This is a genomic window from Mycobacterium sp., assembly GCF_025965855.1.
Classification (GTDB): Bacteria; Actinomycetota; Actinomycetes; order Mycobacteriales; family Mycobacteriaceae; genus Mycobacterium.
Window position 1 is genome coordinate 1 of record NZ_JAOPWB010000029.1, and the last position, 10,687, is coordinate 10,687.

Below are 10,687 nucleotides of genomic sequence, written 5' to 3' on the forward strand. Positions count from 1 at the left end.
ACGTCGAAAAGCATCGCGAGCTGTTCGGCTGATCGCTATCTGTCGGTGTCTAGGGTCAGGTCGGCTTCGGATTCTTTTCGCTTCTGGTGGGCCAGTTTGCGATCGTCGGCTGCTGCCTGGCGATGGCGGGCCGCGAAAGTGCGGTGCTCTTCGGGGTGAGATGCGCCTAGTTCGACGGTCTGGTCTTGCACCATGGCGACCTGTTCGTGTTGGCGCGCGGACTCCTCGAAACTCCGGGCCGCCGAGAGGCCTGCGAGTGCGGCCCGTTTGCGGGCCGCTGCGGCCCTGTGTTCCGCGCGGTCCACATCTTCGGCCGTGACGGCCTGCTCGAGTGGCTCCTGTCCGGTGGCCATGGCGCGCCTTCCATTTGTGCGGTCCATCGCGTTTACCCGCGGACTGAGCAACGAAACTTGGGCACGGGAGCCTACGTGGCGCTTCAGAGATGGTGCGGGCGGAGGGACTCGAACCCTCACGCTCTTTCGAGCACCGGCACCTAAAGCCGGCGCGTATGCCTAATTTCGCCACGCCCGCAGCGTGCCGATCGTACCGCTCTGCTCATCGAGGAATCTGTCGGCGGGCCCTGGCACGCCTCGACGAATTCGTCGGGCCCAAAAGGTGAGCGGTACGGTCAAGTGGTGTCCACTACCCATCGTCGAAGGCCCGCGTTGATCGCTTTGGTGATCGTCGCGGCGTGCGGCTGCCTGGCCCTGGGCTGGTGGCAGTGGACCAGGTTTGAGTCGGCCTCGGGCACCTTCCAGAACCTTGGCTATGCGCTGCAGTGGCCGCTGTTCGCCTGGTTCTGCGTCTACGCCTACCGCAAGTTCGTGCGCTACGAGGAGGAGCCGCCACAACCGCGGAACGACGGCGCCGTCACCGAGATACCGGCCGGGCTACTGCCCGAGCGGCCCAAGCCGGCGCAGCCGCCACCCGAGGATCTCGCGCTGCGGGAGTACAACGCATACCTGGCCGAGCTCGCTGAACACGATGCCGAGAAGCAGAACAGGACCACCGCATGACGACACCCGAGACGCCCGGGGCGCCAGCGCCCGCCTTCCCCGTCGAGAAGATCCGCACCGCGTTGCTCGCCTACCGGATCATGGCGTGGACGACGGGGCTCTGGCTCATCGCGCTGTGCTACGAGATCGTCTCGCACCTGGCCTTCCACCACGAGATCCGCTGGATCGAAGTGGTGCACGGATGGGTCTATTTCGTCTACGTGCTGGCGGCGTTCAACCTCGCGATCAAGGTGCGCTGGCCGATCGCCAAAACCATCGGAGTGCTGCTTTCCGGCACCATTCCGCTGCTCGGCATCATCGTCGAGCACTTCCAGACGAAGGACGTCAAAGCGCGCTTCGGGCTTTAGGGATCCTGTCTGTTGTTAAGTCACACCCGCCACACGGGTCTCCCCCGGCGGCGGCGCGCACTTTCTCTCCCCCCATAGCGACTGATTCGATTGATGGCCAGCTTGTCGCTGCGAGGCGGGCAAAAAGTCAACCACCCACTTTGCGGAGGGCTGTTGTGGCGCATGTGGTTAGAGGCCCGCTCAGGCGAGCGCCCCAAGCGCTGGCACCAACAGCGCCAGTGCGCGACCGCGGTGCGACACCGCGTCCTTCTCCGTCGGGCTGAGTTGCGCCGCGGTCCGGTCGCTCCCCTCAGGAAGGAACACCGGGTCGTAGCCGAACCCACCGTCGCCGCGGACCTCCCGCGCGATGGCGCCGGGCCACTCGCCGCGGGCTACGACCTCCCCGGACGCCGAGACCAGCGCGCAGGCGGACACGAACGCCGCGCCGCGCCGTTCGTCGGGAACGTCACGCAACTGCGCCAATAACAGTGCGGTGTTGGCGGCGTCGTCGCCGTGGTTACCGGACCACCGCGCCGACAGCACGCCGGGCATTCCATTCAACGCGGCCACCTCTAAACCCGAGTCGTCGGCCACACAGGCCAGGCCCGTCGCGGCGAACGCATCCCGCGCCTTGGCCAGGGCGTTGTCCTCGAACGTCGCACCGGTTTCGGGCGCCTCGTCGAACGGCGCCACGTCGTTCAGCGACACCAGCGTCAACCGCGACAGGCCAGCGCCGTCGAGCACGCGGCGCAGTTCGGCCAGCTTCTTGGGGTTGCGGCTGGCGACCAGCAGCCGGGTCAGCTGCCGAAAGCCTTCGACGGCGCTGATCCCTCGGGCAGCACGCCCGGGTACGGCAGCTCTAGCGCCAAGCGCTGCGCGGCGAACAACTCGTCGCACGCGGCGAGCGCCACGTCGAGCAGCTTGTCCAGCGTCGAGCGCGGGAACGTCGCGCCCTCGCCGGTCCCTTGGACCTCCACCAGGGTCCCGGTGTCGGTGGCCACGACATTCATGTCGACCTCGGCGCGCGCGTCTTCCTCATAGGGCAGATCCACCCGGATCCGGCCGTCGACGACGCCGACGCTCACCGCCGCGATGCCACACGACAACGGCCGCGGATCCGAAAGCTTGCCGGCCGCCGACAGGTAGGTCACCGCGTCGGCCAACGCGACGTAGGCGCCGGTGATGGCCGCCGTGCGGGTGCCGCCGTCGGCCTGCAACACGTCGCAGTCGACGGCGATCGTGTTCTCCCCCAACGCCCGCAGGTCGATGCACGCCCGCAGCGACCGGCCGATCAGCCGGCTGATTTCCTGGGTGCGCCCGCTGAGCCGGCCCTTCACCGACTCGCGGTCGGAGCGCGTGTGCGTGGCCGACGGCAGCATCGCGTACTCGGCGGTGAGCCACCCCAGGCCCGACCCCTTTCGCCAGCGCGGTACCCCCTCGGTGACGCTGGCGGTGCACATGACCTTGGTGTGACCGAATTCGATCAGTACCGAACCCGCGGGGTGGTCTGTAAATCCGCGGGTGATGACTACCGGGCGAAGCTCGTCGTCGAGGCGCCCGTCTTCTCGTTTGGACACCCAGTAACCCTAACCAACGCCGGGTGCTCAGACCCTTTCGGAGCGGCGGACATCGAACGTCTCGCCGCATACCACCGCGTGCACGGGACCGTCGAACTCGGCCTTGGCTTCGCTGATCACGTCCTCACGCGAAGTCCACGGTGGAATGTGCGTCAGCAGCAGCTCGTGAACGCCGGCCTGCCTGGCAACCCTGCCCGCCTCCGTGCCCGACAGGTGCAGCGCGGGCGGGCGATCCGGCGCGTGCGTCCAGGAGGCCTCGCAGAGGAAGACGTCGGCGCCGCGGGCCAGCTCCACGAGCTGGTCGCACAGGCCGGTGTCGCCGCTGTAGACGAAAGACGCGCCGTTGGGATCGGTGATCCTCAAGCCATACGACTCGGTGGGGTGCGCCACCACGCGCGGCGTCACGGTGAGCGCGCCGAACGTCACCGGCTCACCATCGACCCAGTGACGAACGTCGAAAATGTCCGAGCAATCGTCGATCTCGCCGCCGTACGGCGACGACGCGGCGCCCAGCCGGGACCAGGTGTCGCCGGGGCCGTACAACAACGCCTTCCCGAGCGGCTTCGACGGATGGTAGCGGCGCCACACGAACAGGCCCGGCACATCCAGGCAATGATCGGCGTGCAGGTGCGACAACAGCACGTGGACCGAACCGGGGTCGGCATAGCGCTGCAGCGCGCCCAAAACACCGCCGCCGAAGTCGAGCACCAGCGGCGGGGTATCCGGCGCCCGAAGCAGATAACCCGATGCTGGCGAATCCGGACCGACCACGCTGCCCGAGCAGCCGAGCACGGTTATTCGCACGGACACTACTGTGCCATGCCCGATAGCACGATGGAGAAAACATCGCCGCTTTGATGTGATCAGAATCTCCCCCGCGCTAGCGGATCCGGGACTGATGCACCGGCTGCACCCCGGTCACCGCGGGACCCAGGAATCGCGCGGCCAATTTGGTGAACGCCTCGGGGTCGCCGGTGGCCTCGAACACCCGGGTGGCCCGCGGCGCGTCATGCGGGCGCAGCAGGTCCTTCTCGGTGAGCACCCGGAGCACTTCCTTGGCGGTTTCCTCGGCGCTCGACACCAGCGTGACGTTCTCGCCCATCGCCAGTTGAATCAGCCCGGACAGCAGCGGGTAGTGCGTGCACCCCAGCACCAACGTGTCGACCTGCGCGCGCTGCAGCGGCTCCAGATAGCCCTCGGCCAAGCCGAGCACCTGACGCCCGCTGGTCACGCCGCGCTCGACGAAGTCGACGAACCGCGGGCACGCCACCGCGGTGATCTCGGTGTCGCGGGCGGCGGCGAACGCGTCCTGATAGGCGTGCGAGTTGACGGTCGCCCGGGTGCCGATGACGCCGATGCGCCCGTTGCGGGTGGTGGCGACCGCGCGGCGCACCGCCGGCAGGATCACCTCGACGACGGGGACGTCGTAGCGCTCGCGGGCGTCGCGCAGGCAGGCCGCCGACGCCGTGTTGCAGGCGATCACCAGCGCCTTGACCCCGCGGTCGACAAGGTCGTCACCGATGGCCAGCGCGTGCGCGCGGACCTCGGGAATGGAGAGTGGGCCGTACGGTCCGTTGGCGGTGTCGCCGACGTAGACGATGTCCTCGTCGGGCAGCTGGTCGATGATCGCCCGCGCGACGGTCAGTCCCCCGACGCCGGAGTCGAAGATCCCGACGGGCGCCAATGGCGAGTTCATGTCTTGGGACGCCGCGAACCAGAGCCGGCGTTTCTCACCGCGCGAGCCTTGCGTTCGGGACCGGACAACAGGTAAGCGGCCACGACGCCGGCGATGGCGCCGCACAGGTGGCCCTGCCACGACACGCCACCGCACTGGCCGAGGACCGGCATTGCGCCGAGCAGGACGCCGCCGTACGCGAACAACACCACCAGCCCGATGACGATGTCCCGCACTCGGCCGACGAACAACCCGAACACCAGTAGGAAGGTAAGCCAACCAAAGATCAGGCCAGAGGCCCCGATGTGATCGGTCGGGCCGCAGCTGCTCCCCAAATCGCCAATGAGCCACGTGCCGAATCCGCCCAGAATCCAGACGATCGCGGTGGCCCAGACGAACCGGGACAATCCGGCCAGCGTCATGAGAAAACCCAGCACCAGCAGCGGGATCGTGTTGGCCATCAGGTGCTGCCAGTTGGCGTGCAGCAGTGGCGCGAAAATGATCCCGCGCAGGCCGTCGGCTTCCAGCGGCCTGATCCCGTTGCCGTCGAGGGAATGCCGACTTAGCTGGTCGATCAGTTCGGCGAGGTACAGCAGCGCCACGAACGTGAGGATCGTGGCCCCGCCAACCATCCAACGCGGCCGCTTCTTGGCCTGCGGCGTACGCGGATGTTTTGTCGGCGGGGTCATGCCCATAGCTGCCCTTCTAGAGCGTTCTCGGCATCGTCCAGGCTACCGGCATAGGCCCCGGTGGACAGATACCTCCAGCCGGCGTCGGCGACTACGAACGCGATGTCGGCGCGCTCGCCGGCGTTGAGAGCCTTCTTGCCCGTTCCCAGGGCGGCGTGCAGCACGGCGCCGGTCGAGATGCCCGCAAAGATTCCCTCGGCGTCCAGGGTGGTCAGAACGTCCGGGTCGCACAGGTCGGGCACGAAGCCTTCGTCGATGTTGCGCAGCGCGTGCACGCCTCTCGTCAGGCGAATGCTCCGGGCAGCACGGTGCGGTAGGTCGGTATTCCGGCCACCGATTCGGCGGCGAACACCCCGGCCAGCACCGCGCGGGCCAGGCAGTCGGCCGCGGCCGCGCCTATCTCGGTGACGATCCCCGTCTCCGGCAAGAAAGCGGCGGGCGGCGGTTTCGAACTGACGGCCGGCGCCACCTCGACCGCCCCCGTGGCAAGCGCGAACACCGTGTCGCCGTCCAGCGGGGTGTGAGCCGGGCGGATGGTGCGGGCCAGCCCGTCCTGAGCGGCGATCGCGACGCGCCGGCACGCGGCCGGGCTCAGCACGGCGTCGGTCGCAACCACCGCGATGGTGGTGTTCAGCGGGTTCAACGGCGACGGCAACTGCGCGAACGCGTCGATCTGCTCGGCCGGCGGTGACGCCAGCGCGAACTCTGCTATCAGGTCCGCCATCCACGGCAGACCGGTCGCGCGGTCCGCGACCTCGCCCACGGAGTTCACCACGACGACGGCGCCGACGGTGACACCGGACGGCAGCGTCGCCGACGCCGACCCGACACCGCCCTTGAGCACCCCGGCCCGCGCTCCGACGCCCGCGCCGACGGTCCCGACGGCCATAACGGCACCCGCCCCGCCGGCCGCGGCTTCGCAGGCCGCATAGCCGAATTCGGCCGTCGGCCGGCGGTCCCAACCGCCGACGGGCAAGTCGAAGATCACCGCACCGGGCACGATGGGGACCACGCCGCCATCCATGGCCACGCCACGCTCGTTCTCTTCGAGCCAGCGCATGATGCCATCGGCGGCCGCCAGGCCGTAGGCGCTGCCTCCGGCGAGGAACACCGCGTCGACGAACCGGACGATGTTGGCCGGATCCAGCAGGTCGGTCTCCCGGGTGCCGGGCGCACCGCCGCGGCAATCGACGCCGCAGACCGTCCCGGGCGGGGTCAGCACGACCGTGACGCCGCAGGCCCAACCGGCGCCCAGCGACGCGTCGGGGTCGAGTCGCTGGTAGTGACCGACGCGGATGCCCCCGACATCGGTGATGCAGTTCATCCGGCCGATCCCCCCATCAATGCCAGGACCAGATACTCCTGCAGGACGGTCAGCCACTGGTACACGTCGAAGTGCACGGCCAGCGGATGGTCGGCCGGCAGGCGATCCGGCCCCTCCGGCCCGATCTCGAGCATGACCCCCAACGTAAGCCGAATGTCGTTGACCGCCGCGATCCAGGCGTTCGCGTCCTCCTCGGTCAGCTCGAAACGGCCGCCGTTGTCCGGAATCGTATCCAGAAGCCGTTGTGCCGCAACGCGTTTAGCCGCGATGATCTCCGGCTCGTGCAGACTGCGCAGCGCGGCGTTGAGGCCATCGGGGGTGTCGCCGGCCGCTTGGTCGTCCGGGCCATCCGGTTCGTCCGGATTGTGGAAATCCGGCAGCAGCCGGCGCAGCGTCGGATCGCCTGGCGGTTCGGCGTGTCCGGTCTTGATGCCGGTGATTTCCTCGAGTTCGTCTGTGGGCGAGGAAGATTCGCGTTCGCCGAGCAAGCCGATCATCGCGCCGACGAGGTTCCTGAGCAGGGCAGCCTCGTGGGAGGCCAAGGTGGACCGAAAACGGGGACCGTTGGCGGTCTCGACGCGCTTCCATTTGCGCACAAGGAGTCCCGGACTGCCTCGAACCTCACCGGTCCTGCTGCAACGTCGCCCACAAACCGGCGGCGTGCAACTTGGACACGTCGACTTCCATGGATTCCCGGCTGCCCGCCGAGACCACTGCCTTACCTTCGTTGTGCACCTGCAGCATCAGCTTGGTGGCGTGCGGCTCGCTGTAGCCGAACAACTTTTGGAAGACATACGTCACATAGGTCATCAGGTTGACCGGGTCGTCCCACACGATGGTGACCCACGGGCTGGCCGTGACGTCGACCGGAGCGGACTCACGTTGGCCGGTAGTGCCCGGTTTGGTGGGTGCTGACGCAACAACCATGGTCCCCACGATACCGACGCTCACGCCCGCCGCCGCCAGCCGTTACCGTTGCGGCATGAACGCGCCGGTCCCGGCTGGGCTGCTGACCGACAAGTACGAGTTGACCATGCTTGCGGCGGCGCTGCGCGACGGCACCGCTAACCGCCGGACCACGTTCGAACTGTTCGCCCGCCGGCTGCCCGACGGCCGCCGCTACGGCGTGGTCGCCGGGACCGGCCGGCTGCTGGAAGCGTTGCCGCAGTTCAGGTTCGACGACGAGGCGTGCGAGTTGCTGGCGGGATTCCTCGACCCGGACACCGTGGGTTACCTACGCGATTTCCGGTTCGCCGGAGATATCGACGGCTACGCCGAAGGCGAGCTGTACTTCCCCGGATCGCCGGTGCTTTCGGTGACCGGCAGCTTCGCCGAATGCGTTGTTCTCGAAACGTTGGCGTTATCGATCTTCAACCACGACACGGCGATCGCATCGGCGGCGGCACGCATGGTCAGCGCGGCCGGGGAGCGCCCGATCGTCGAGATGGGATCCCGCCGAACCCATGAACTGGCCGCGGTCGCCGCGGCCCGCGCCGCCTATATCGCCGGCTTCGCCGCGTCCTCCAACCTGGAGGCCCAGCGGCGATACGGAATTCCCGCCGAGGGTACGGCCTCGCACGCGTTCACCATGCTGCACACCCACCGGGACACCCCCCCGGAAATGGCAGAGATGGCGGCGTTTCGCGCCCAGGTCGACGCGTTGGGCGCCGGCACCACGCTGCTGGTGGACACCTATGACGTGACGGCCGGCGTGGCCAACGCCGTGGCCGCCGCCGGCACCGGCCTCGGTGCCGTTCGCATCGACTCCGGCGACCTCGGGATGCTGGCCCGTCAGGTGCGCGAACAGCTCGACGGGCTGGGGGCCACGCAAACCCGGATCGTGGTGTCCGGCGATCTCGACGAGTTCAGCATCGCCGCCCTGCGCGCCGAGCCGGTCGACAGCTACGGCGTCGGCACGTCGCTGGTGACCGGCTCGGGCGCGCCGACCGCGAGTATGGTCTACAAGCTGGTCGAGGTGGACGGCATGCCCGTGCAAAAGCGAAGCAGCCACAAGGAATCCCACGGCGGCCGCAAAGAGGCGCTACGGCTGGCACGCCCGACGGGGACGATCACCGAGGAGGTGGTGCATCCGGCGGGTCGCGCGCCGGCGACCACCGAACCGTGCCGAGTGGTGACGACGCCGCTGGTCCGCGGCGGAGTCGTGGTGTCCGATCCGGACCTGTCGGCGGCGCGGGAGCTGGTGGCTTCCGGCCTGCACAGCCTGCCGTGGGAGGGATTGAAACTATCGCACGGCGAGCCCGCGATCCCGACGACACAGCTCCGGGCATGAGCGAGGGGGTAACCACGTCCGACATGTCCGTGCCCGAGTTGCTCGCCGTCGCCGTGGCCGCGCTCGGCGGCAGCGAGCGCGGCGGCCAGGTGGAGATGGCCGGCGCGGTCGAGCGGGCCTTCGAAACCGGCGAGCACCTCGTCGTGCAGGCCGGCACCGGGACCGGCAAGTCGCTGGCCTACTTGGTTCCCGCCATCGTCCGCGCGGTCAGCGATGACACCCCGGTCGTCGTGTCGACGGCCACGATCGCTCTGCAGCGTCAACTCGTCGATCGCGACCTGCCCCGGCTGGCCGGCTCGCTCACCGATGCGCTGCCGCGCCCGCCCCGATTCGCGCTGCTGAAGGGGCGACGAAACTATCTGTGCCTGAACAAGATCCATAACGGTGCCGCAGCAGGCGAGTCCGACGACGAGCGGCCGCAGGAAGAGCTCTTCGATCCCGTGGCGGCCACCGCGCTGGGCCGCGACGTGCAACGGCTCACCGCCTGGGCGTCGACGACCGATTCGGGCGACCGCGACGACCTGAAGCCCGGTGTGCCGGACCGATCCTGGTCACAGGTGAGCGTCTCGGCCCGCGAATGCCTGGGCGTGGCGCGCTGCCCGTTTGGCTCCGAGTGCTTCTCCGAGCGGGCAAGAGCAGACGCCGGCCGGGCCGACGTCGTCGTCACCAATCACGCGCTGCTGGCCATCGACGCCGTCGCGGAATCGGCGGTGCTGCCGGAACACGCGCTGCTGGTGGTCGATGAGGCGCACGAGTTGGTCGACAGGGTGACGTCGGTGGCCACCGCGGAGCTGACGTCGGCCGCCCTCGGCGTCGCCGCGCGGCGGATCACCCGGCTGGTGGATCCCGAACTGACCCAGCGGCTGGAGGCGACGACCGCCAACTTCGCCGCCGCCATCCACGACGCCACGCCGGGTCGCATCGACCGCCTCGGCGACGAAATGGCGACGTACCTCACGGCGCTGCGTGACGTGGCCGCCGCGGCGCGGTCGGCGATCGACACCAGTGACGCCAAGGCGGCGTCCGCGCGCGCCGAAGCCGTTGCGGCGCTGAGCGAGATATCCGACACCGCGTCGCGCATCCTTACGTCGTTCACACCGCCCATCCCGGATCGCACCGACGTGGTCTGGCTCGATCACGAGGACAATCGGGGTGCGGTGCGACCCGTGCTGCGGGTGGCGCCGCTGTCGGTCGCCGGCTTGCTGCGAAACGAGGTGTTTACGCGTTCGACGACGGTGTTGACGTCGGCGACGCTGGCGATCGGCGGGTCCTTCGACGCGATGGCCGCGGCCTGGGGCCTGGCGGGGACGGACGCTGAGGAGCCTGCGGCGTGGCGTGGCCTCGATGTGGGATCGCCGTTTCAGCACGCGAAGACCGGAATCTTGTACGTGGCCGCCCATCTCCCGCCGCCGGGGCGGGACGGCACCGGCTCGGCGGAGCAGCTCACCGAGATCGCCGAGCTCATCACCGCCGCCGGCGGGCGCACCCTCGGGCTGTTCTCGTCGATGCGGGCTGCCCGGGCCGCCGCCGAGGCCATGCGCGGGCGGCTGTCGACGCCGGTGCTGTGCCAGGGCGACGACGGCACCTCCGCGCTGGTCGAGCAGTTCAGCGCGGACGAGGAGACCTCGCTGTTCGGCACCCTGTCGCTGTGGCAGGGCGTCGACGTGCCGGGGCCGTCGCTGTCACTGGTGCTGATCGACCGCATCCCGTTCCCCCGGCCCGACGACCCGCTGCTGGGCGCGCGACAGCGCGCGGTGGCCGCGCGCGGCGGCAACGGCTTCATGGCCGTG

General features: G+C 69.1%; 13 protein-coding genes, 1 tRNA gene and 1 pseudogene. 4 read left to right on the forward strand and 11 right to left on the reverse strand.

Translation table 11 applies throughout. The features are described 5' to 3' along the window. Positions 1-35: 35 nt before the first annotated feature. Positions 36-353 (reverse strand): hypothetical protein, encoded by a 318-nt coding sequence (locus tag JWP83_RS02310; protein ID WP_297725391.1) that lies wholly within the window; start codon positions 351-353, stop codon positions 36-38. Between the two features lie 90 nt (positions 354-443). Continuing rightward, positions 444-531, reverse strand: a tRNA-Leu gene (locus tag JWP83_RS02315). Between the two features lie 104 nt (positions 532-635). Between JWP83_RS02315 and JWP83_RS02320 the strand changes: the two genes are divergently transcribed. Together JWP83_RS02320 and JWP83_RS02325 are read left to right on the forward strand one after the other, a co-directional pair. Beyond that, positions 636-1,016 carry a hypothetical protein gene (locus JWP83_RS02320; protein WP_297725393.1) on the forward strand — a complete coding sequence of 127 codons (381 nt, stop codon included), beginning with the start codon at positions 636-638 and terminating at the stop codon, positions 1,014-1,016. Next, positions 1,013-1,363 (forward strand): DUF3817 domain-containing protein, encoded by a 351-nt coding sequence (locus JWP83_RS02325; protein ID WP_297725395.1) that lies wholly within the window; start codon positions 1,013-1,015, stop codon positions 1,361-1,363. Before JWP83_RS02320 ends, JWP83_RS02325 begins: the two co-directional genes overlap by 4 nt. Positions 1,364-1,543: 180 nt before the next feature. Here the strand turns inward: JWP83_RS02325 and rdgB are convergent, their stop codons facing one another. From rdgB to clpS, 9 genes and pseudogenes are all read right to left on the reverse strand, one after another. After that, positions 1,544-2,143, reverse strand: a complete 600-nt coding sequence (gene rdgB, locus JWP83_RS02330; RefSeq protein WP_297725414.1) for an RdgB/HAM1 family non-canonical purine NTP pyrophosphatase — start codon at positions 2,141-2,143, stop codon at positions 1,544-1,546. Continuing rightward, positions 2,140-2,919 (reverse strand): ribonuclease PH, encoded by a 780-nt coding sequence (gene rph / locus JWP83_RS02335; protein ID WP_297725397.1) that lies wholly within the window; start codon positions 2,917-2,919, stop codon positions 2,140-2,142. Before rph ends, rdgB begins: the two co-directional genes overlap by 4 nt. A gap of 27 nt (positions 2,920-2,946) precedes the next feature. After that, positions 2,947-3,729: a cyclic nucleotide-degrading phosphodiesterase gene (locus tag JWP83_RS02340; RefSeq protein ID WP_297725399.1), complete on the reverse strand. Its 783-nt coding sequence runs from the start codon at positions 3,727-3,729 to the stop codon at positions 2,947-2,949. 70 nt (positions 3,730-3,799) lie between these two features. Beyond that, the gene (gene murI, locus JWP83_RS02345) at positions 3,800-4,615 is read right to left on the reverse strand and encodes a glutamate racemase (RefSeq protein WP_297725401.1); all 816 of its coding nucleotides are present in this window, start codon (positions 4,613-4,615) and stop codon (positions 3,800-3,802) included. Then, positions 4,612-5,283 (reverse strand): rhomboid family intramembrane serine protease, encoded by a 672-nt coding sequence (locus JWP83_RS02350; protein WP_297725403.1) that lies wholly within the window; start codon positions 5,281-5,283, stop codon positions 4,612-4,614. The genes murI and JWP83_RS02350 overlap by 4 nt, the downstream gene beginning before the upstream one ends. Next, positions 5,280-5,561 (reverse strand): annotated as a pseudogene (gene cysM / locus JWP83_RS02355) (cysteine synthase B); the annotation flags it as partial. The pseudogene cysM and the gene JWP83_RS02350, both read right to left, overlap by 4 nt. A 5-nt stretch (positions 5,562-5,566) precedes the next feature. Beyond that, complete coding sequence (locus JWP83_RS02360) at positions 5,567-6,607, reverse strand: P1 family peptidase (protein ID WP_297725405.1); 1,041 nt, start codon at positions 6,605-6,607, stop codon at positions 5,567-5,569. Next, entirely contained in the window at positions 6,604-7,203 is a 600-nt protein-coding gene (locus JWP83_RS02365; RefSeq protein ID WP_297725407.1) for a DUF2017 domain-containing protein, read from the reverse strand. The genes JWP83_RS02360 and JWP83_RS02365 overlap by 4 nt, the downstream gene beginning before the upstream one ends. A 25-nt stretch (positions 7,204-7,228) precedes the next feature. Further along, positions 7,229-7,534 carry an ATP-dependent Clp protease adapter ClpS gene (gene clpS / locus JWP83_RS02370; protein ID WP_066928670.1) on the reverse strand — a complete coding sequence of 102 codons (306 nt, stop codon included), beginning with the start codon at positions 7,532-7,534 and terminating at the stop codon, positions 7,229-7,231. Positions 7,535-7,589: 55 nt separating this feature from the next. Here clpS and JWP83_RS02375 point away from each other — a divergent pair, with 55 nt between their 5' ends. Together JWP83_RS02375 and JWP83_RS02380 are read left to right on the forward strand one after the other, a co-directional pair. Continuing rightward, positions 7,590-8,897 (forward strand): nicotinate phosphoribosyltransferase, encoded by a 1,308-nt coding sequence (locus JWP83_RS02375; RefSeq protein WP_297725410.1) that lies wholly within the window; start codon positions 7,590-7,592, stop codon positions 8,895-8,897. Then, positions 8,894-10,687, forward strand: a 1,794-nt coding sequence (locus JWP83_RS02380) for an ATP-dependent DNA helicase (RefSeq protein ID WP_297725412.1), incomplete at its 3' end; no start/stop codon positions are given. The genes JWP83_RS02375 and JWP83_RS02380, both read left to right, overlap by 4 nt.

What these genes read in the sequence shown, in the direction of transcription:
- JWP83_RS02350 (WP_297725403.1), bottom strand. Translation starts at nt 5,283, where the DNA reads ATGACCCCGCCGACAAAACATCCGCGTACGCCGCAGGCCAAGAAGCGG.
- JWP83_RS02375 (WP_297725410.1), top strand. Translation starts at nt 7,590, where the DNA reads ATGAACGCGCCGGTCCCGGCTGGGCTGCTGACCGACAAGTACGAGTTG.
- JWP83_RS02360 (WP_297725405.1), bottom strand. Translation starts at nt 6,607, where the DNA reads ATGAACTGCATCACCGATGTCGGGGGCATCCGCGTCGGTCACTACCAG.
- murI (WP_297725401.1), bottom strand. Translation starts at nt 4,615, where the DNA reads ATGAACTCGCCATTGGCGCCCGTCGGGATCTTCGACTCCGGCGTCGGG.
- clpS (WP_066928670.1), bottom strand. Translation starts at nt 7,534, where the DNA reads ATGGTTGTTGCGTCAGCACCCACCAAACCGGGCACTACCGGCCAACGT.
- JWP83_RS02325 (WP_297725395.1), top strand. Translation starts at nt 1,013, where the DNA reads ATGACGACACCCGAGACGCCCGGGGCGCCAGCGCCCGCCTTCCCCGTC.
- JWP83_RS02310 (WP_297725391.1), bottom strand. Translation starts at nt 353, where the DNA reads ATGGCCACCGGACAGGAGCCACTCGAGCAGGCCGTCACGGCCGAAGAT.